The organism is Knoellia subterranea KCTC 19937 (assembly GCF_000768685.1).
GTDB classification, from domain to species: Bacteria; Actinomycetota; Actinomycetes; order Actinomycetales; family Dermatophilaceae; genus Knoellia; species Knoellia subterranea.
Map to the genome: position 1 here is coordinate 35,945 of NZ_AVPK01000011.1, position 20,873 is coordinate 56,817.

Genomic DNA, 20,873 nt, shown 5'->3' on the forward strand with positions numbered 1-20,873 from the left:
CCTCAGCGGTCGGTCAGCGCTTGTCTTGGTAGAGGTCGTCGATGCCGTCCTCGTCGCCATAGACACGGTCGCCCGTGGCGATGGCCGTGCCACCGATGCCGCCGGAGCCGTCCGCGCGGTCGCGGAGGTCGGCCGGTGCGATGGCGCGGGCGAGGTGGTAGGCGCCGATGGCGACGATCGTGCCCAGGGCGATGCCGCTGAGCGTGAAGTCGTCGGAGAACTTCATCTTGACGTCGCCGATGCCGATGACGATGCCGGCCGCCACCGGGACGAGGTTGATCGGGTTCGCGAAGTCGACCCCGTTCTCCTTCCAGATCTTGGCGCCGAGCAGGCCGATCATGCCGTAGAGGACGACGGTGATGCCGCCGAGGACGCCGCCGGGGACGGACGCCACGAGGGCACCGAATTTCGGCGAGAGGCCGAAGAGGATCGCGACGATCGCGGCGACGTAGTAGGCGGCGGTCGAGTAGACGCGGGTCGCGGCCATGACGCCGATGTTCTCGGCGTAGGTCGTGGTGGGTGACCCACCGACCGACGAGGCGATCACGGTGCCGACACCGTCAGCGGCGATGGCCTTGCCCATGTCCTTGTCGAGGTCGGCGCCGGTCATCTCGGCGACGGCCTTGACGTGGCCGGTGTTCTCCGCGATGAGCGCGATGACGGCGGGGAGGACGAGCAGGATCGCGGCGGTCGAGAAGCTCGGCGTGTGCCAGCCGGGGACCTCGGTGCCGTCGGCGTTGAAGATCGACTTGGCCGGGAAGCCGAACCACGCAGCGTCCCCGATGCCGGCCGTGTTCCAGCGGAAGTGGTCGGTCGCCTCGGTGGCGCCGCCGAGGACGGAGTTGATCTGGCCGGCGGTCTTGTCGAGGACCCACGACAGTGCGGTGCCGAAGATCAGGGCGAGGAAGATGGCGATGCGGCTGATGAAGCCCTTGAACGCCACGGCGCACACGATCGTGAAGAGCATCGTCAACAGCGCGACCCACTGGTCCTGCGGCCAGTAGATGTTGGCGACGACCGGTGCGAGGTTGAAGCCGATGAGCATGACGACGGCGCCGGTCACGACGGGCGGCAGCACCTTGTGCAGCACGGCCGAGCCGAGGAAGTGGATCGCCAGGCCGACGAGGGCGAGGACGAGGCCGGCCACGAGGATCGCCCCGGTGACCTCCTTGCTGTCGCCGCCCTGGGCGCGGATCGCCGCGACTCCACCGACGAAGGCTGCCGAGGTGCCGAGGTAGCTCGGGACGCGGCCCTGGACGATGAGGAGGAACGCGATGGTCGCGATGCCGCTCATCATGATGGCGAGCTGCGGGTTGAGTCCCATGACGAGCGGGAAGACGAATGTCGCCCCGAACATCGCGACGACGTGCTGCGCACCGAGGCCGATGGTGCGGCCCCAGTCGAGTCGTTCGTCGGGCGCCACGACCTCATCGAGACCGAGCGCACCCTCCTTCACCTTCCAGCCAAGACCGAGAGCCATGTTGTGCCTTCCTCAGTGGGGGACGTGCAGGGACACGTCGTCAGGGATACGAGGACGCTAATCGCGGTGTCCCCGTGGACATTCGGCAATTCGTGACAGGGGAGCGGCAGGGGCCTTGGCAACTCGACGTGGCCCGCGTCACACCGTTGTCACTTCGGTCATCGTGGCACGGCCCGCGGCTCCGGAGTCCAAGTCCGGAGCAACTCGCCGAGTGCGGCTGTCCGCGCTCCCACGAGGGCGGCGTCCTCGGTCACCTCCGCGGTGGCGACTCGGGCCTGGACCCCGCCGGCGTCGCCGATCGCGGTGGTCACGGCGTTGACGACTTCGGTATGCCGTCCCCACCGTCCGCTGAGCACCACCAGTTCGGGGTCGAGAAGATAGGCGTGGGCCACGGTGATCTCGGCGATGGCGGTGGCGAGGCGACGAGACTGTCCGGTGGCGCGGTCGAGGTCGTCGATGAGCTCGTCGACGTCGATGGCTCGGGTTCCCTCACGCAGGTAGCCGAGGGCCTCGACGGCGTCCATGAGGGTCCCGCTCGTCGGCGTCGTCGTGGCTCGGCCGGTCGTGCTCGTGCGTGCGTAGGCGATCTCCCCTGCGAGGCCGCGGGCTCCGTGGAGCGGGCGGCCACCGACCCACATGGCGGCTCCCATGCCCTCGTCGAGATAGAGCTGGAGGACGTCGTCGGTGTCGGCGGCCACGCCATGGGTGCGCTCGGCGAGCAGGGCCCAGCTCACGTCGTTGTCGATGACGGGGTGCACCTCGGCCGGGAGCAGTGGGGCGAGGATGCCCACGGGGTCCAGCTCGCCCACGAGGAAGGGGCTGGCCGGGAATTCGACCACTCTGCCCGTGCGCCGGTCGACGGGGTCGGCGACCGAAAGGGTCACGGCGCGGATCGGTCCGGGCGAGGCGGAGGTGAGTGACCGGCATACCTTCCGCAGTGCCGAGCCCAGTGCGCCGCCGGTGACGGGCACGGGAACCGTCCTGCGGCGGGTCGCGAGGACCCGACCGTCGAGGGCGAGAGTCTCGCCGACCACCCCGGTGGGGCCGGCCTGGATCGCGAGGGCGCAGCCGGCGGCGTCGTTGACGGTCAGGTACGTGCCGGCACGCCCGCGTCCACCGGAGGTCCGTTCGCCCTCCACGAGGACGCCGGACTCGAGGAGTCGGGCGACGCTCTGCGAGACGGTGGGCTTCGAGAGGCCGGTGGCGCTGGCTGCTGCCGCGCGGGTGAGCTGCCCCGCGCTGGCGACGACGGACAGGACGTGCCGGTCGCTGAGCGAGCGGAGCAGGCCGAGCGAGGGAAGGTCGACGGTCACCGGGGGCCTTTCGTTAGGACTCCTTGCAAAATACCAGAGGGCGCCGCTACGATCGCCTCCACGAATCAAGTGAGGACTCCTAACCAAAACGAAGGAGTGGTCGACGATGACCGCGAACGTTGCAGCACAGCCCCTCCCGCACTGGGAGTCCAAGCCCGAGGACGTCTCCGGCGCCATCTTCGAGATCAAGCGGGCACTCCGTTCCCGCATCGCGGAGAGCGGCCGGACCGTCGAGCAGCACTTCGCCGACCTCGAGGCCCGCATCTCTCAGCGCGTGGAGCAGATCAAGGCCGAGCGCGAGGCGGGCGAACAGGTGTGGCCCGTCATCGACTTCGCCGACATCGAGGCCGGCACGGTCCCCGCCGAACTCGTCGCCAAGGTCAAGCAGCGCGGCTGCGCCGTCGTCCGGGGCACGTTCCCACACGAGCAGGCGCTCCAGTGGGACCAGGACATCGTCGACTACGTCGAGCGCAACCACTTCTTCGAGAACTACACGGGCCCCGCCGACGACTTCTTCGCCAGCGTCGAGAGCACCCCCGAGATCTACCCGATCTATTGGTCGCAGCCCCAGATGGAGGCGCGCCAGAGCCCGCGGATGGCGGCCGTCCAGGGCTTCCTCAACAGCCAGTGGACGTTCGAGTCCGAGGGCCGCCAGTGGTTCGACCCCCACCGCGACTCCCTCTATCCCGACCGCATCCGCCGCCGCCCGCCGGGCACCGACTCGGCCGGCCTGGGGACGCACCTCGACACCGGCTCGATCGACCTCTTCATGACGGAGGGCTACCAGCAGGTCTTCCGGCATCTCTTCTCCGGTGACGTCGAGAGCTACGACCCGTGGGATGCCGCGCACCGGACCGATGCGGTGAACTACCCGGCGTCGACGATGTGCTCGGCGTTCCGCACCTTCCAGGGCTGGACGGCCCTCTCCGACATGGGGCACGACCAGGGCGTCCTCCACACGGTTCCGATTCCGGAGGCGATGGCCTACCTCATGCTCCGGCCGCTGCTCGACGACGTCCCCGAGGACGAGCTCTGCGGCATCGCGCACAACCAGACCTTCCCCATCTCGTGGAAGTGGCACCCGCTCCTCATGGAGGCCGTCTCCGGCATCCCGGACGTGCGGGCCGGCGACACCGTGTGGTGGCACTGCGACCTCATCCACTCCGTCGCCGAGGTCGAGGACCAGGTGGGCTGGGGCAACGTCATGTACATCCCCGCCGCACCGTGGTGTCCCCGCAATGAGGCGTATGCCGTGAGCGTGCGGGAGGCGTTCCTCACCGGTTCCAGCCCGGGCGACTTCCCGGAGGAGCACTACGAGCGCGACTGGGAGGGGCGCTTCCAGCCGGACCAGCTCAACGAGATCGGTCGTCGCGGTCTCGGCATGACCGACTGATCCCCGTGGGCGGCGGACGCCGAGGCGGGTGCCGTGCCGGACGCCGGGGCGTGCGCCGATGCGGGTGCCGGGACGGGGTCGCCGTGCTCGCCGCGCCACTCCGCCAGGCGACCTGCCCGGCTCACTGCCCGCAGTCGACGTTCGGTGCGCTCGCGCTCTGAGTTGGAGGTAGCAAGGAGCAGTCGATCATGGCTGCGCAGAACGGTGTTCGCGTTCGGGACGAAGATTCGCCCGTTGCGCACGATCATCGTGACGGCGCTCTCCGCCGGCAGTGCGAGCTCGAAGACCGCCACCCCCGCCAGGCGTGATCGCGGTGGCAGGTCGAACTGGAGCAGGCTGACGTCCATCTCCTCCAGTGGGGCGGCATCGATGTCGACCTCGCGCGTCGCCTCCACCTCGGTGACCCCGAGGCGCCGAGCCAGCCCGGGCAGCGTCGGCCCCTGCACGAGCGTGAAGACGATGACGAGCAGGAAGACGACGTCGAAGATTCGGTCGGCGGCCGGTAGCCCGCGCGTCATGGGAATCGTCGCAAGCACGATGGGGACCGCTCCGCGCAACCCGGCCCAGGACATGAACGCCTGTTCTCGCCAGGGAACCCTGAAGGGCGTGGCACACAGGAACACCGAGATGGGTCTGGCGACGAACGTCAGGGCAGCGCCGACGACGAGCGCCGGGATGATCGCGTCCACGAGCCGACTCGGTGAAGCGAGCAGCCCCAGCATGATGAAGAGCCCGATCTGGGCGAGCCACGCGAGCCCCTCGGCGAAGCTCGTCGTCGTGCGTCGGTGCGGCAGCGCAGCGTTGCCCAGCCAGAGTCCCGCGACATAGACGGCGAGGAACGGGCTTCCCCCGGCCACGCCCGACACGGCGAAGGCGAGCATCGCGATGGCGATCGTGGCCAACGGATAGAGCCCGGCCGAGGGCAGCGCGCTGCGGGCGAGCACCCACTGCCCGGCCCGGGCGACGACGAGCCCGAGTCCCGCGCCCAGCACCAGTTGGACGAGCATCGCCGTCCCGATGCTCACCACGCCGGACTCGCCCCAGGCGTCGGAAGCGACGACCGACACGAGGATGATCACCGGTGGATCGTTGAAGCCGGACTCCGCCTCCAGCGCCGCCCGGAGTCGCCGCTGCAGCGGCATCGCGCGCAGCACCGAGAAGACGGCCGCGGCGTCCGTCGACGAGGCGACTGCGCCGAGCAGCAATGCCGTGCGCAGGTCGACGTCGAGGACGAGATGAACCAGCGATGCCGTGACGGCCACGCTGATCCCGACCGCCACGGTGGCCAGGACGAACGACAGCTTCGCGACCGGTCGCACCACCGCCCACTGGGTCGAGAACCCGCCCTCGGCCAGGATGATCGCGAGGGCCAGCGACCCGAGGATCATCGTGAGGTTGAAGTCCTCGAAGCCCAGCCCCAACCCGGACTGTCCCAGGGCCAGCCCGATGGCGAGATAGAGCAGGAGGCTCGGGAGTCCGACCCGGCTCGACACGCGCACCGCTGCCACGCCGAGGAGGAGCACGAGCGTCGTCACGAGGACGACGACGTTGAGGTCCGCGGCGTTCACCGTTCGGTCCTGCTGCCCATCGGGCGGTCGTCGCCTGGGAGGCGGGCACTCGCGAGCAGGCCCGCGGTCAGCCGGGTCTCGAAGTCCCGCAGGTCGAGCGTTGCGACCCGCGTCCCCCGAGCGGCCATCGTGTCGTTCACCTCCTCGAGCACGTCCGACTCGAGGCGCTCGCGCGCGGGGAGGACCTCGGCCAGGGCGAGGCGGGCGACCGCGCGGGCCACGCCGTCCTCGAGGGCCACGACGGCGGCCGACGCGGGGTCCGGGGCGGCGGTGGTGGCCTGCTCCGGGTCGGTGATGACGACCGTGGCCATCCCGACGATGTGGACGGTGGCACCGTCGCACGTCACGGCAGGCACGGAGAGGACGACATGCTCGGGCCGCAGGGACACCGTCGCGACCCGCTCGACCAGGGGCAGGTGCAGCGACACTCCCGGCCCGACGACGCGATGGGTGCGGCCCAGACGCGTGACGACCCCTCGCTGCTGCTCGCCGATGATGCGCACGGATGCGACGGCACCCACGACGAGCGCGGCGACGGGCACGGGGAGCCACGAGACGAGGCCGGTCTCCACGCAGCACCTCCCGTCCGACGGCTGGTGCGGCGGGAGGCCCCTGCGAGTGCACTCCCGCCGCCCACCCAGACTCTCCCGCGGTGCCATGGGACGGTATCGGGGCCACCACCCACATTTGTGCCGACCTGCACGCGCCCCGGTGTGCCCGTGGACGGTCCTCGCACCGATGCGCGAAGGTGGGGAGGTGAGGCTTCTCTGGCGGATGCCGCTCTATTGGCGGGTCGTCGTCATCAACGCGGTCGTCTTCGTGCTCGGCACGGTGGCCCTGGCGCTGGCGCCCGTCACCGTCTCCGCGCGCGTTCTCGCCTCGGAGGCCGTCGTGCTCGCGGTGGGCCTGACTGCGATCCTCGTCGTCAACGCCCTGCTCCTGCGCTCCACGCTGCGACCGCTCGACCGTGCCGTCCGGCTCATGGAGCGGGTCGATCTGCGTATGCCGGGTGAGCGGCTCCCCGAGACCGGTGCCGGTCCCGTGGCCGAGCTGGTCGAAGCCTTCAACGCCATGCTGGAGCGACTCGAGGCCGAGCGCAGCGCCAGCACCGCCCGAGCCCTCGCGGCGCAGGAGGCAGAACGTCACCGCATCGCCCGCGAACTCCACGACGAGATCGGGCAGGGCCTGACCGCCATGCTGCTCGGCCTCAAGCGGGCCATCGACCGTGCCCCGGACGAGGTCCGTGGCGACCTCGAGCTGGTGCAGCAGGCGGCCCGCGGCAGCCTCGAGGAAGTGCGTCAGGTGGCCCGGCGGCTCCGTCCCGGTGTGCTCGAGGACCTTGGTCTGCTCAGTGCGCTCGCGGCCTCCGCGACCGACCTGTCCACCCACAGCCGGATCCACGTCGAGCGCGGGCTGGCCTCGGGCCTGCCCGACCTGGGACCCGACGCCGAACTCGTCGTCTATCGCGTCGCGCAGGAGGCGATGACCAACATCGCCCGCCACTCGGACGCGGACACGGTCTGGCTGTCGCTGAGCCGTCAGGGCGACAACGTCGCCCTGCTCGTGGCGGACAACGGAAGGGGAACCTCGGGACTGCAGGAGGGCGCCGGCATACGCGGAATGAAGGAACGCGCCCGACTCGTCGGCGCCGACCTCACCGTCCGCCCACGCCCCGAAGGGGGAACCGAGGTGCGCCTCGTCGTGCCCATCAAGGAGGACGCTGACCCATGACGATTCGGATCCTCCTCGCCGAGGACCATGCGCTGGTGCGGCAGGGAGTGCGACTCATCCTCGATGCCGAGCCGGACCTCGAGGTCGTGGCGCAGGCAGCCGACGGGGCAGAAGCCGTCGCGATCGTCCGCGAGCAGGAGATCGACCTCGCCGTGCTCGACGTGTCGATGCCCCGGATGACGGGACTCCAGGCGGCGCGCGAGCTCAGTCGACGACGGGACGCGCCACGCATCCTCATGCTGTCGATGCACGACAACGAGCAGTACTTCTTCGAGTCGCTCAAGGCGGGTGCGTCCGGCTACGTGCTCAAGTCGGTCGCGGACCAGGACCTCGTCGAGGCGTGCCGTGCGGCGATGCGCGGCGAGTCGTTCCTCTATCCGGGGGTGACGAGCACGTTGGTGCGCAACTACCTCGAGCGGGTGCGGCGCGGTGAACGCGTCCAGGCCGGAGGTCTCACACCGCGGGAGAGCGAAGTCATCAAACTCATCGCCGAGGGGTATCCGTCGAACGAGATCGCCGAGGCGCTGACGATCAGTCTCAAGACGGTCGAGCGGCACCGGTCCAACATCCTCGCGAAGTTGGGGATGCGGGACCGGACGCAGTTGACGCGCTACGCCATCCGGGCGGGGCTCGTCGAGCCGTGACGTGGTGCGCGCTCAGGCGAAGGCGAAGTAGCGCGCCCACACATAGGCCCACGCCACGACCAGGGTCATGGCCGTGACGATGAGCCCGTAGCGGGTGAATTCCCAGAAGCTCACCGGCGTGCCGTTGCGGGCGGCGATGCCGATGATGACGACGTTGGCGCCGGCGGCGACGGCCGTCGTGTTGCCGCCGAGGTCGGCACCCAAGGCGAACGCCCACCAGAGCGACTGTCCCTCGGCGGCCGGCAGCGACGCCACGAGGTCCTGGACGACCGGGGCCATCGCCGTCGTGTAGGGGATGTTGTCGACAAAGGCGCCGAGCACCGCGGACCCGAAGAGCAGGAAGGAAGCAGCGGCGAAGCTCTGGTCGCCGGTGGCCGCGACGGCAGCCTCACCGAGGTTTCCGATGACGCCGGTCTCCACGAGCCCGCCGACGAGGACGAACAGCGCCATGAAGAACGCGAGGGTGGGCCATTCGACCTCCTCGAGGAACTGAGCTGGATGTGCGCCGGACACGAGCACCATCAGCCAGGCGCCGAGGAGGGCGATGAGCGAGGGCTGCACATGGAGGACCGAGTGCAGCGAGAAGCCGACCATGACGAGCGCCAGGACGACGAGGCAGCGTCGCAGCATGCGCCGGTCGCGGATCTCATCGCCGGGGGAGAGGTCGCAGATCGTGTCGGCGAGGTCGCCGGCGCGGCCGGCGCGCGCGTCCAGGCGTCGGCGGAAGAGCAGCCACGCCAGCCCCAGCAGCAGGACCTGCATGACGATGACGATGGGTGTCATGTGGACGAGGAAGTCGTTGAAGGACAGGCCTGCTCGGCTTGCGATGATGATGTTGGGCGGGTCACCGATGAGGGTTGCTGCGCCGCCCACGTTCGACGAGAACGCCAGGGTGATGAGGTAGGGCACGGGGTCGAGCCCGAGCCGTCGGCACACCATGAGCGCGACGGGTGCCATGAGGAGGACTGTCGTGACGTTGTCGAGCAGTGCCGAGGCGGTCGCGGTGACCGTCATGAGCAGCGCCATGAGGCGGAACGGCCGACCACGTGAGCGTTGGGCAGCCCACACCGCGAGGTAGTCGAAGAGCCCGGTCTGCTTGAGGATCGAGACGACGATCATCATCCCGAAGAGCAGGAAGATGACGTTCCAGTCGATGCCGGAGCGCTCCGAATAGAAGGCTGTCTCGGTGTCGACGATCCCGAGGATCGCCATGAGGGCGACCCCGCCGACCGCGGCCGCAACGCGGTGGATCCGCTCCGTGGCGATGAGGAAGTACGTCGCCACGAAGACGGCAACGGCGAGCACCGCAGGCGGGGCGCTCACGGGCGGCCCCACGGAGGTCGCGTCGACATGCCGTCACTGTGCAGCGGCACCCCACGCGGGCGGCATCCGTGCCACCACCCAAGTTCTGGGCTCCTCGGTCCTCAGACTCCGCGCATCTGCCGGATCCGCAGGGCCAGCGCGAGCGTGAGCCGCAATTGCGGGTCGGTCGTGAACGGGCCGAGCATCTGCTCGAGTTTGGTGATGCGATAGCGGAGCGTGTTGTAGTGGAAGAAGAGGATGCGGGCGGTCTCGGCGACGTTGAGGTTCGTGTCGAGCAGGACCTGCAGGGTCTGGCGCAGGTCTGCGTATGACGGCTGGTCGTCGGTCGCGAGCTCGCACAACGCCTCGTCGACGAAGGCGCGCAGGTCGGCACTGTCGGGGATGAGGGACAGGAGTCGATAGATGCCGAGGCCGTCGAAGTGCATGACGGCGGACTCGCCCTGCATCTGCCGCCCCACCGCCACGGCCCGCAGAGCCTCGGCATAGGCGCGGGGGATGTCGGCGACGGACTCGACCGGTCGGGAGACGCCGGTGGAGAACGTGCGCCGTCCGCCGCCGCCGTCGCCACGCACGACCTTGACGATCTCGCCGACGGATCGCATGACGCTGCCCCGCTCGCCGTTGGCGTCGGACGTGTCGGCTGTGCCGGTCGTGCCGGTCGTACCCGGCTCGCCCGTCCCCGGCGCGCAGGGCGCGGGCAGCAGGGCGACGACCTCCTGGGAGAAGCCGGCCACGGGTGCGTTGGGCTCGCGGGTGCGGACGGCCTGGACCCAGGCGCGTACGAATCGCTCCTGGAGAGAACGCAATTCCTCGGCGTCGCGGCTCGTGCGTGAGTCGTCCTCGTCGGTCTCGGCAACGACGACAACCATGCGGCGGTCGAGGTTCCAGCCGAGCGATGCAGCGTGGGCGATGGCCTCCTCCGGGGCGCCGGCGCGCCCGACGAGGGTGTCGCGGAGGAACTCGGCGCGGTACTTGCCCTCGACCGCCGACACGGCCTGTTCCTTGGTGATCGCGAGGGCCGCCACCGCGGAGGCGCGCTCCAGGCCGTGGACGTCGGTCGTGGTGAGCACCCGACCCGGCGTGAAGACGGCGAGCAGTCCGTGGTCGGAGGTGCCCGCCACGATCCGCACCATGGTTCGTTCGGACTTCGTCGCGCCCGGGGTGCGGACGCCCACTGGTTCGTCCTCGACGATGAGCCGTCCGGTGCGGTCGAAGCATTCGAGTGCCATCGCCTGCGCGACGTCCGCTTCGGATCCCGCCGTGGCGACGATGCGACCGTCGGTGGTTGTCACGAGGGCCACGCCGGGGAAGAGTTCGACGAGGGCCCGGCAGAGGTCGGCAAGGGAACCACCGGCGAGAACGGTCTGGACGAGGATCCGATTGACCTCGTCCTCGCGGCGCAGCAGTTCGGCCTGGTGGTCGACGACACGACGCAGCGACGCGACGGTGGATCCGTCTTCGACGACCCCGGGGCCGTCGGCTGGCAACTGCTGGTCCTTGCGACCCAGATCGTTGGCAACATTTACCATCAGGCCACCCTAGTCGCGCTGACTAGCGTCGAACCGTGCAATCGAGAATCCCGGCTGCGGCGTCCCCCCTGGCGCGGGATCTCGTGGCGGGCGCGCACCGACGGGCCGTCGTGCTGGCCGCCTTCCCCACGGCCCTCTACCTCGGGTTTGAGGCGCACGCCGAGGTGCTGCCGGTCGTCACGAGCGATGCGCTCGTCCTGCCGACTGCCCTGCGCCTCGCCGCGTCCGGTCCGTTCGACTGGGGCGTGGCCGGTGGAGACGTCGTGACCGTGGGAGGTGGCGCGGTCGCATTGCCGAGCCGCGGCATACACGTCGTCAGGTCGTGGCGCCCCCGACGGGTCGCGACGGGCGCAGCCAACGCAACGCCGTTCGACTGGGCCCCGCTCCTCGCCGAGATCGGCCGCGGCGAGGGCCTCACGCCCCGGGCCGACGACGTCCTGTGCGGGGCCCTCCTCGCCGCCCGCGCCCGGGGAGTCGCCCGTCCGGAGGCGCTACCCGTGGAACGCACGACGAGCCTGTCGGCGTCCCTTCTCGTCGCCGCCCACGCCGGGTATGCCGTGTCCTCCGTCGTCGACCACGTCACCCACGCTGTGGCCGGCTCACCCGAACGCGAGGTCACGCGCGAGTGCGTCCTCGCCATCGGCCACACCTCGGGCGCTGGTCTGCTCGAGGGGATCGATCTCGTCCTGAACCATGTCAATAGCCCTGTGGCACAAGGAGTTTCATCGTGACCGTCACCAAGATCGATGTGCGCAAGGGCGCCTACCATGACTCCGTGACCCTGCTCCAGGTCTCGCGCACCGTCGCGGGGACACCGGGTGTCTCTGCCGCGCAGGTCGCGATGGCAACCGAGCTCAACGTCGAGGTGCTCACGAGCATGGGCTTCGACATCCCCGACACGGCCGGGCCCAACGACCTCGTCGTCGCGGTGCGTGGAGACGACGACGCTGCGGTTGCCGCCGGGCTGGCCAAGGCGGATGCCGAACTCTCGGCCACCTCGAAGGGCTCTGCCGGCGGGTTCGGTGAGGCCCCACCTCCGCGCACCACCGGTTCGGCCGTCCGGTCCGGGTCCACCGAGGTGGCGATGATTTCGGTGCCGGGACGCTTCGCCACGGCCGAGGCACTCGACGCCATTGCGGCGGGCGCGAGCGTCATGCTGTTCTCGGACAACGTGTCCGTCGAGGACGAGGTCCTGCTCAAGGACGCTGCGGCGCAGGCCGATGTCCTCGTCATGGGCCCGGACTGCGGCACCGCCGTGATCGGGGGAGTGGCGCTCGGTTTCGCCAACGTCGTGAGCGCGGGTCCCATAGGGATGGTCGCAGCCTCGGGTACGGGCGCGCAGCAGATCATGTGTCTGCTCGACGCCGCCGGAGTCGGCATCTCGAACTGTCTCGGCGTCGGTGGACGCGACCTCAAGTCGGCCGTCGGTGCTCGCTCGACCCGACAGGCGCTGGCGGCCCTCGCTGCCGACGAGGCGACGTCGTCGATCGTCGTCGTGTCGAAGCCGCCGGACGAGGAGGTCCTCGTCGACCTCGAGGCGTATGCCGGTGGGCTCGGTCTCCCCGTCCGTTGGGCCACACTCGGTGCCGGTCGTCCCGACCTGACGACGGCTCTGGAAGCGGTGCTCGAGGCGGAGGGTCACGCAGTTCCCGAGTGGCCGAAGTGGCTGTCCGACAACGATCCTGAGGCCGGGTCGATCGCAGGCAGCCTCCGCGGACTCTTCTGCGGCGGGACCCTCGCGGACGACGCAATGCTGCTCGCGGCCGACGCCCTCGGTGACATCCGCTCCAACATCCCGCTGCGCGACGACCTCGCTCTCGGCCCCGGACTGAAGCACGACGGGCACCTCGTCATCGACTTCGGTGACGACGGACTCACCCAGGGGCGCGCCCACCCCATGATCGACCCGACGCTGCGGATGGAGCGGATCGCCGCCGAGGCTCTCGACCCCACCTGTGGCGTGCTCCTCCTCGACCTCGTGCTCGGGTTCGGTGCACACCAGGACCCCGCCGGCGAGCTGGCCGAGGCGATCCGTGCGGCGAAGCAGTCCGCGCGCACCGCAGGCCGTGAGCTGCCGGTCGTGGTGTCCCTCACCGGCACGGAGGGCGACCCACAGGGGTTGACCCGCACGGCCGAGACGCTGGCCGCGGCCGACGCATCGGTGTTCCTGTCCAATCGCGATGCCACCCGGCACGCACTGAGCTTCCTCGGGAGTGCCTCATGAGCGAGATGACCAGCAGCAGCCCTCTCCGCGGCCTCCTCTCGGCCGAGTCTCCGGCCGTCGCGACTGCTGGCGTTCAGCTCTTCGCCGACGCCCTTCGGGAGCAGGCCGTGACGGTCGTCGAAGCCGACTGGCAGCCACCCATGGAAGGCACCGAGGCCCACCTGGCCGCGGTCATGGCGGACGTCCGACGAGCGGAAGCCAACGCGACGGCATACGCGCGCATGACGGCGGCGGGAGCCGAGCTCTGTGACGTGAAGCAGGCCAAGGACGCTCTCGGCCTCGAGCGCGGCACCTTCCTGCACGCCGGGCCGCCCATCGAGTGGGAGCGCATGTCCGGGCCGCTCAAGGGCGCGCTCATCGGTGCGGTCCTCTTCGAAGGGTTGGCCGACAACGCCGAAGCGGCCGAAAAGGCCCTCGCTGCAGGGCAGTTCGCGTTCGAGCCGTGCCACCACAGGGATGCCGTTGGGCCGATGGCCGGTGTGGTGTCGCCGTCGATGTGGATGTACGGCCTGCGCGACGAGGTCCACGACGCGTGGTCCTGGTGCTCGCTCAACGAGGGGCTGGGCAAGGTGCTGCGTTACGGCGCCTACGGGCCCGAGGTGGTCGACCGGCTGCACTGGATGACCGACGTCCTCGGGCCGATCCTCCAGCAGTCGGTGCGGGCAACGGGCCCGTTCGACATCAAGACGATCCTCGCCCAGATGCTGCAGATGGGCGACGAGGGGCACAACCGCAACCGAGCCGGTTCGTTGATGTTGCTGCGCGAACTCCTGCCGGGGATGATCACCGCCGATGCGCCGTCGAGTGACATCGCCGAGGCGGTGCGCTTCTCGGGCGCGAACGAGCACTTCTTCCTCAACCTCGGTATGCCGGCGTGCAAGCTCGCGACGATGGCTGCCCACGGGGTACCCGGGTCGTCGGTCGTGACGACGATGGCGCGCAACGGCACCGACTTCGGGATCCGCGTGTCCGGGACGGGCGACCAGTGGTTCACCGGCCCGGCCAACACCCCTGAGGGGCTGTTCCTCGGCGACTACGGTCCGGAGGACGCCAACCCCGACATCGGTGACTCGGCGATCACGGAGACCGGTGGCATCGGTGGTTTCGCGATGGCTGCCGCGCCGGCGATCGTGAAGTTCGTCGGCGGTGACGTGGCCTTTGCGCTTCAGGCGACGCAGCGGATGTATGAGATCACGTCGGGGGAACACCCCATGTTCCAGGTCCCCATCCTCGACTTCCGGGGCACCCCGACCGGCATCGATGTCGTTTCGGTGGTGCGCACCGGGATCCTGCCGCAGATCAACACCGGTATGGCCGGACGTGTTGCGGGGACGGGCCAGGTCGGTGCGGGACTCGTGACCCCACCGGCGGAGTGCTTCCCGGCGGCGTTGGCCGCTCTCGCCGCGGCCGTCCCCGAGCGCACCTGAGCGGCTCCCTGCCCACACCCTCCGACTTCTTGCCCCGCTGGGACAACTCGCTGGCGCTCGCTGTCCCAGCGGGGCAAGAAGTCGGAAGCGCGTCTGGGAGGATTGGCCCGTGACGGCTCAGATTCTCGACGGCAAGGCGATTCTCGCGACGATCAAGGAGGAGCTGCGCGGACGCGTCGCAGCTCTCGCCGAGCGGGGCATCACCCCCGGACTCGGCACCGTTCTCGTCGGGGACGACCCGGGCAGCACCTGGTATGTCAACGCCAAGCACAAGGACTGCGCCGAGATCGGCATCGCGAGCATCCGCCGCGACCTGCCCGGCACGTCGACGCTCGACGACGTCCTCACCGTCGTGCGCGAACTCAACGAGGACCCGGCATGCACCGGCTTCCTCGTCCAGCAGCCCACCGGACTCGACGAGAACCAGATCCTGGCGACCGTCGACCCGGCCAAGGACGTCGACGGACTCCACCCGACCAACCTCGGCTGGCTCGTGCTCGGTCAGGAGGCGCCGCTGCCGTGCACGCCCGTGGGGTGCATCGAGCTGCTCCGTCGCTTCGACGTGCCGATCGCCGGTGCTCGCGTCGTCGTCGTGGGCCGCGGCATCACCGTGGGACGCCCGCTGTCGCTCATCCTCACCCGACGCTCGGAGAACGCCACGGTCGTCCAGTGCCACACCGGCACGGTTGACCTCGCGGCCGAGGTCCGTCGCGCCGACATCGTCATCGCTGCCGCGGGCGTCCCCGGTCTCATCACGGGCAACATGATCAAGCCCGGCGCCGCGGTCCTCGACGTCGGTGTGAGTCGCGTGGTCGAGGACGACGGCCGGTCGGTCATTGCCGGCGACGTCGCGGCCGATGTGGCCGACGTCGCGGGTTGGGTCAGCCCCAACCCCGGAGGCGTCGGTCCGATGACCCGCGCCATGCTCCTGACTAACGTCGTCGAGATCGCCGAGAAGCAGGCCGGCCTGCGCTGAGCCGCGCCGCCATCGACACGGCCCGTGTCCCCCAGGGAGGGGACACGGGCCTCGTCGATCCGGATGGATCACACCTCTCCGGAGCACCCTGCCAGCGACGTTCGGTGTCGTCCATGGTTCTGCACAGAATTTTGTGAAGTCCATACCTTCGTGACGGTGACGTGTCCCGGAAACGGGAGCACCCGGCATACCGAAAGTTGGTATGCCGGGTGCTCACCGAGCGCTGTGCGCTCGCCTCGGATGAGGCTCAGATCAAACCGAGGCCCTTGACCGCGTCGCGCTCCTCGGCGAGCTCGGCCACGGAGGCGTCGATCTTGCCGCGGGAGAACTCGTCGATGTCGAGGCCCTGGACGATGCTCCACTGGCCGTCCTTGACGGTGACGGGGAAGGAGCTGATGAGCCCCTCCTCGACGCCGTAGGAGCCGTCGGAGCGGACCGCCATGGAGACCCAGTCGCCGTCGGCCGTGCCCTCGACCCAGGTGCGGGCGTGGTCGATCGTCGCGGAGGCGGCGGACGCGGCCGAGGACGCACCGCGCGCCTCGATGATGGCCGCGCCGCGCTTGGCGACGGTCGGGATGAAGGTGTTGGCCAGCCACTCCTGGTCGTTCACCGTCTCGGCAGCGTTCTTGCCGGAGACCTCGGCGTGGAAGAGGTCGGGGTACTGCGTCGCGGAGTGGTTGCCCCAGATCGTCATCTTGCGGATCTCGGTGACGGGCACCTGGAGCTTGGCCGCGAGCTGGCTGATCGCGCGGTTGTGGTCGAGGCGCGTCAGCGCGGAGAAGCGCTCGGTGGGGATGTCGGGCGCGTTGCTCATCGCGATGAGCGCGTTGGTGTTGGCCGGGTTGCCGGTGACGGTGATGCGCACGTCGTCGGCCGCAACCTTGTTCAGGGCCTTGCCCTGCGGGGCGAAGATGCCGCCGTTGGCCTCGAGGAGGTCACCGCGCTCCATGCCCGGGCCACGGGGACGGGCGCCGACGAGGAGGGCGTGGTTGACACCGTCGAAGACTTTCTCGGCGTCGTCACCGATCTGGACACCGGCCAGGGTCGGGAAGGCGCAGTCGTCGAGCTCCATGACGACGCCCTCGAGGGCCTTGAGCGCCGGGGTGATCTCGAGCAGTCGCAACTCGACGGGGGTGTCGGGGCCGAGGAGGGCTCCGGAAGCGATGCGGAACAGCAGGCTGTAGCCGATCTGACCGGCGGCGCCGGTCACGGCCACCTTGACGGGGGTCTGGCTCACGATGGATACCTCTTCGTGCGGGGCAGTGTTGGTCGATCGTGACGCTATCAGCGCGGGCACAGCGGGCGGACAACAGCCCACGAGGTGTGCGCCCTAGGGTGGGGGGATGCGCGTTCTCGTCTCCGGCGGTGCCGGCTACATCGGATCCCACACCGTCGTCCAGCTCGTCGCGGCGGGGCACGACGTCACGGTGGTGGACTCGTTCGCCAACGCCAAGCCGTCGGTCGTGGGCCGCCTCGAGGCCCTGACGGGCAAGCCCCTCGACGTGCGCTCCTTCGACCTCACCGACCGGGACAAGACCGAGGCGACGTTCGTCGACACCCCCATCGACGCCGTCATCCACTTCGCCGGGTTCAAGGCCGTGGGGGAGAGCGTGGACAAGCCGCTCAGCTATTACGAGAACAACCTCGACACGACGATGTCGCTGCTGCGGGCGATGGACCGCCACGGCGTTCGCAAGCTCGTCTTCTCGAGCTCCGCGACGGTCTATGGGGCCGAGCCGGTCGTGCCGATGACGGAGGACGCGCCCACGTCGGCGACGAACCCCTATGGCTGGACCAAGGTCATGAACGAGCAGGTGCTGCGGGACATGGCCGTCGCCGACCCGACGTGGCGCATCGCGCTCCTCCGCTATTTCAACCCGGTCGGCGCCCACGAGAGCGGCACCATTGGCGAGGACCCGAGCGACTACCCCAACAACCTCATGCCCTTCCTGGCGCAGGTGGCGGTGGGTCGGCGCGAGAAGCTCTCGGTCTTCGGTGACGATTACCCGACGCCCGACGGCACGGGCGTGCGCGACTACATCCACGTCGAGGACCTCGCGGCCGGGCACGTTGCCGCGCTCAACCGCCTCGGTGCCACCGACGAGCCGGTCAGCACGTGGAACCTCGGCACGGGGCGGGGCACGTCGGTGCTCGAGCTGCTGCACGCCTTCGAGCGCGCCGTCGGGCGCGAACTGCCCTACGAGATCGTCGACCGCCGCCCCGGTGACATCGCCGCGTCCTACGCCGACCCCCGTCGCGCCGAGGCCGACCTCGGCTGGAAGGCGACCCGCAGCATCGACGACATGTGCGCCGACACGTGGCGTTGGCAGAGCAACAACCCCGCCGGCTACCCGTGATCGCCGGCGCGACCTCGCCGCAGGGCGTCACCGTCCGCACGGCCACCCGGGATGACGTCCCGGCGATCGTCGCGCTGCTGACGGACGACCCGCTCGGGGCGACCCGGGAGACGGGCGCCGACGACACGGCATACCTCACGGCTTTTGAGGCGATCGACTCCGACCCGGCACACGACCTCGTCGTTCTCGACGACGGTGGTGAGATCGTTGGCACCCTCCAGCTGACGATCCTCCCCGGCCTCTCGCGCGGTGGTGCGCTTCGAGCGCAGATCGAGGCGGTGCGCGTCGCGTCGAGCCGGCGTGGCGCAGGGCTGGGCGAGTTCCTGTTCCGGTGGGCCATCGACGAGTCGCGGCGTCGTGGTGCCGTCATCGTGCAGCTGACAACGGACCTCAGTCGCGAGGGAGCGCACCGCTTCTATGAGCGCCTCGGCTTCGTGGCGACCCACGCCGGGATGAAGCTTCCCCTCTGACTTCGACTTCTTGCCCCGTTGGGACGGGCTCGCTGGCGCTCGCGTGTCCCAACGGGCCAAGAGGTCGGCCTGTCGGCCGTGAGAACGCGTATGCCGTCCGCTCACCTCAGGAGGCGAGCGGACGGCATACGGGATGGCGCCGCAGGTGCTGGGGTCAGCGCAGGCTGGCGAGGGCCTCGTTGAAGGTCGCCGACGGACGCATCACGGCGCCGGTCTTCTCGGCGTCGGGGCGGTAGTAGCCGCCGATGTCGACCGGCGAACCCTGGACGCCGATGAGCTCGTCGTTGATCTTCTGCTCGTCGGCGGTGAGCTTCTCGGCGACACCCGCGAAGGCCGCAGCCAGGTCGGCGTCGTCGGTCTGCTTGGCCAGCTCCTGCGCCCAGTAGAGCGCGAGGAAGAAGTGGCTGCCACGGTTGTCGATCTGTCCGACCTTGCGCGCCGGGCCCTTGTTCTCCTGGAGGAGGGTCTCGGTGGCCTTGTCGAGGGTGTCGGCGAGGACCTGGGCCTTCGCGTTGCCCGTCGACGTCGCGAGGTGGCGGAAGCTCTCGGCCAGTGCCATGAACTCACCGAGGCTGTCCCAGCGCAGGTAGTTCTCCTCGATGAGCTGCTGCACGTGCTTCGGTGCGGAGCCGCCGGCGCCGGTCTCGAAGAGGCCACCACCGTTCATGAGCGGCACGACCGAGAGCATCTTGGCGGAGGTGCCGAGCTCGAGGATCGGGAAGAGGTCGGTGTTGTAGTCACGCAGGACGTTGCCGGTGACCGAGATCGTGTCCTCACCCTTGCGGATGCGCTCGATGGAGACCTTGGTGGCCTCGACCGGGCTGAGGATCTGGATGTCGAGACCGTCGGTGTCCTCATCGGCCAGGTAGGTGTTGACCTTGGCGATGAGGTTGGCGTCGTGGGCGCGCTTCTCGTCGAGCCAGAAGATCGCGGGCGTCTGCGAGGCGCGGGCGCGGGTGACGGCCAGCTTGACCCAGTCGCGGATCGGGGCGTCCTTGGTCTGGCAGGCGCGCCAGATGTCACCGGGGGCGACCTCGTGCTCCATGAGGACGTCACCAGCGGAGTTCACGACCTGGACTCGGCCTGCCTCGGCGATCTCGAAGGTCTTGTCGTGCGAGCCGTACTCCTCGGCCTTCTGCGCCATGAGGCCCACGTTGGGGACCGAGCCCATCGTCGTCGGGTCGTAGGCGCCGTTCGCGCGGCAGTCGTCGATGACGGCCTGGTAGACCCCGGCGTAGGAGCTGTCCGGGATCACGGCGAGCGTGTCGGCCTCCTCGCCGTCCGGGCCCCACATGTGGCCGGACGTGCGGATCATCGCCGGCATCGACGCATCGATGATGACGTCGCTCGGGACGTGCAGGTTGGTGATGCCCTTGTCGGAGTTGACCATCGCCAGTTCGGGACCGGCGGCGAGCCCGGCCTCGATGTCGGCCTTGATCTCGTCACCGTTGGGGAGGGCCGTCAGGCCGTCGAGGATGGCGCCCAGACCGTTGTTGGGGGAGAGGCCGGCGGCGTCGAGGGCGGCGCCGTGCTTCTCGAAGACCTCGGGCAGGAAGGCGCGGACGACGTGGCCGAAGATGATCGGGTCGGAGACCTTCATCATGGTCGCCTTGAGGTGGACCGAGAAGAGGACGCCCTCGGACTTGGCGCGAGCGACCTGCTCCGCGAGGAACGCGTCGAGGGCCGCGGCACGCATGGCGGTCGCGTCGACGACCTCGCCCTCGAGGACCGCGAGGCCGTCCTTGAGGACGGTCGTGCCGTTGTCCGTGACGAGCTGGATGGTCAGGGTGTCGTCGGACGGAAGGACGACGGACTGCTCGTTGCTCGCGAAGTCGTCGTGGCCCATGGTCGCGACGTTCGTCTTGCTGTCGGCGCTCCAGGCGCCCATCGAGTGCGGGTGGGCCTTGGCGTAGTTCTTGACCGAGGCGGGTGCACGGCGGTCGGAGTTGCCCTCGCGCAGGACCGGGTTGACGGCGCTGCCCTTGACCTTGTCGTAGCGGGCGTTGGCGTCCTTCTCGGCGTCCGTCGTCGGCTCGTCGGAGTAGTCCGGCAGGTCGAAGCCCTGCGCACGCAGCTCCTTGATCGCGGCCTTGAGCTGCGGGACGGAGGCGCTGATGTTGGGGAGCTTGATGATGTTGGCCTCGGGCGTCTTGGCCAGTTCGCCGAGCTCGGCCAGTGCGTCAGCCGTCTGCTGGTCCTGCGGGAGCTGGTCCGCGAACGCCGCCAGGATGCGCGCGGCGACGGAGATGTCGCGGGTCTCGACGTCGACGCCAGCGGTGGAGGCGAAGGCCTCGATCACCGGGAGGAAGGAGTAGGTCGCGAGGAGGGGAGCCTCGTCCGTGAGGGTGTAGATGATCTTCGCCATGGGCGAAATCTATCGAACGTCGACGAACATCCCGTATGCCGCCCGCTCACCGTCCGCGGGAGCCGCGCGGTGG

17 protein-coding genes are annotated in these 20,873 nt (G+C 69.7%); 9 read left to right on the top strand and 8 right to left on the bottom strand.

The features are described from left to right. Nucleotides 1-13 precede the first annotated feature (13 nt). Together N803_RS15215 and N803_RS15220 are read right to left on the bottom strand one after the other, a co-directional pair. Nucleotides 14-1,480 (bottom strand): uracil-xanthine permease family protein, encoded by a 1,467-nt coding sequence (locus tag N803_RS15215; protein ID WP_035906890.1) that lies wholly within the window; start codon nt 1,478-1,480, stop codon nt 14-16. A gap of 158 nt (nt 1,481-1,638) precedes the next feature. After that, nucleotides 1,639-2,793: an ROK family transcriptional regulator gene (locus N803_RS15220; protein WP_035906892.1), complete on the bottom strand. Its 1,155-nt coding sequence runs from the start codon at nt 2,791-2,793 to the stop codon at nt 1,639-1,641. Nucleotides 2,794-2,899: 106 nt separating this feature from the next. On the opposite strand from N803_RS15220, the gene N803_RS15225 reads away from it, so the two are divergent. Then, entirely contained in the window at nt 2,900-4,186 is a 1,287-nt protein-coding gene (locus N803_RS15225; RefSeq protein WP_035906895.1) for a DUF1479 domain-containing protein, read from the top strand. Here the strand turns inward: N803_RS15225 and N803_RS15230 are convergent. Continuing rightward, on the bottom strand, nt 4,105-5,754 hold the full coding sequence (locus tag N803_RS15230) for a potassium/proton antiporter (protein WP_084764591.1): 1,650 nt from the start codon (nt 5,752-5,754) through the stop codon (nt 4,105-4,107). The genes N803_RS15225 and N803_RS15230 overlap by 82 nt on opposite strands. After that, a complete protein-coding gene (locus N803_RS17670) occupies nt 5,751-6,326 on the bottom strand; it encodes an SPFH domain-containing protein (RefSeq protein ID WP_052112355.1) in 576 nt (191 codons plus the stop codon). The genes N803_RS15230 and N803_RS17670 overlap by 4 nt, the downstream gene beginning before the upstream one ends. Nucleotides 6,327-6,510: 184 nt before the next feature. On the opposite strand from N803_RS17670, the gene N803_RS15240 reads away from it, so the two are divergent. After that, nucleotides 6,511-7,485, top strand: coding sequence for a sensor histidine kinase (locus N803_RS15240; protein ID WP_211253529.1), 975 nt, complete (start codon nt 6,511-6,513; stop codon nt 7,483-7,485). Continuing rightward, nucleotides 7,482-8,129 carry a response regulator gene (locus N803_RS15245; RefSeq protein ID WP_035906897.1) on the top strand — a complete coding sequence of 216 codons (648 nt, stop codon included), beginning with the start codon at nt 7,482-7,484 and terminating at the stop codon, nt 8,127-8,129. The genes N803_RS15240 and N803_RS15245 overlap by 4 nt, the downstream gene beginning before the upstream one ends. A gap of 12 nt (nt 8,130-8,141) precedes the next feature. Here the strand turns inward: N803_RS15245 and N803_RS15250 are convergent, their stop codons facing one another. Together N803_RS15250 and N803_RS15255 are read right to left on the bottom strand one after the other, a co-directional pair. Beyond that, on the bottom strand, nt 8,142-9,452 hold the full coding sequence (locus N803_RS15250) for an ArsB/NhaD family transporter (protein ID WP_245617316.1): 1,311 nt from the start codon (nt 9,450-9,452) through the stop codon (nt 8,142-8,144). 101 nt (nt 9,453-9,553) lie between these two features. Continuing rightward, entirely contained in the window at nt 9,554-10,981 is a 1,428-nt protein-coding gene (locus N803_RS15255) for a PucR family transcriptional regulator (RefSeq protein WP_035906900.1), read from the bottom strand. A 35-nt stretch (nt 10,982-11,016) separates the two neighbouring features. Between N803_RS15255 and N803_RS15260 the strand changes: the two genes are divergently transcribed. The 4 genes from N803_RS15260 (at nt 11,017) to N803_RS15275 (ending at nt 15,608) form a co-directional block, all read left to right on the top strand. After that, nucleotides 11,017-11,712 (top strand): oxamate carbamoyltransferase subunit AllH family protein, encoded by a 696-nt coding sequence (locus N803_RS15260; protein WP_084764594.1) that lies wholly within the window; start codon nt 11,017-11,019, stop codon nt 11,710-11,712. Next, nucleotides 11,709-13,205: an AllF/FdrA family protein gene (locus N803_RS15265; RefSeq protein WP_035906903.1), complete on the top strand. Its 1,497-nt coding sequence runs from the start codon at nt 11,709-11,711 to the stop codon at nt 13,203-13,205. Before N803_RS15260 ends, N803_RS15265 begins: the two co-directional genes overlap by 4 nt. Further along, nucleotides 13,202-14,632 carry a YlbE family protein gene (locus tag N803_RS15270; RefSeq protein ID WP_211253530.1) on the top strand — a complete coding sequence of 477 codons (1,431 nt, stop codon included), beginning with the start codon at nt 13,202-13,204 and terminating at the stop codon, nt 14,630-14,632. The genes N803_RS15265 and N803_RS15270 overlap by 4 nt, the downstream gene beginning before the upstream one ends. Nucleotides 14,633-14,741: 109 nt before the next feature. Then, entirely contained in the window at nt 14,742-15,608 is an 867-nt protein-coding gene (locus N803_RS15275) for a bifunctional methylenetetrahydrofolate dehydrogenase/methenyltetrahydrofolate cyclohydrolase (protein ID WP_035906904.1), read from the top strand. Nucleotides 15,609-15,855: 247 nt separating this feature from the next. Here the strand turns inward: N803_RS15275 and N803_RS15280 are convergent, their stop codons facing one another. Further along, nucleotides 15,856-16,845: a malate dehydrogenase gene (locus N803_RS15280; protein WP_035906906.1), complete on the bottom strand. Its 990-nt coding sequence runs from the start codon at nt 16,843-16,845 to the stop codon at nt 15,856-15,858. 106 nt (nt 16,846-16,951) lie between these two features. Between N803_RS15280 and galE the strand changes: the two genes are divergently transcribed. Then, complete coding sequence (gene galE / locus N803_RS15285; protein WP_035906907.1) at nt 16,952-17,965, top strand: UDP-glucose 4-epimerase GalE; 1,014 nt, start codon at nt 16,952-16,954, stop codon at nt 17,963-17,965. Further along, nucleotides 17,962-18,435, top strand: coding sequence for a GNAT family N-acetyltransferase (locus tag N803_RS15290; RefSeq protein ID WP_245617318.1), 474 nt, complete (start codon nt 17,962-17,964; stop codon nt 18,433-18,435). The genes galE and N803_RS15290 overlap by 4 nt, the downstream gene beginning before the upstream one ends. A 154-nt stretch (nt 18,436-18,589) precedes the next feature. Here N803_RS15290 and N803_RS15295 read toward each other — a convergent pair whose 3' ends face one another. Continuing rightward, complete coding sequence (locus N803_RS15295) at nt 18,590-20,800, bottom strand: NADP-dependent isocitrate dehydrogenase (protein WP_035906908.1); 2,211 nt, start codon at nt 20,798-20,800, stop codon at nt 18,590-18,592. Nucleotides 20,801-20,873 lie beyond the last annotated feature (73 nt).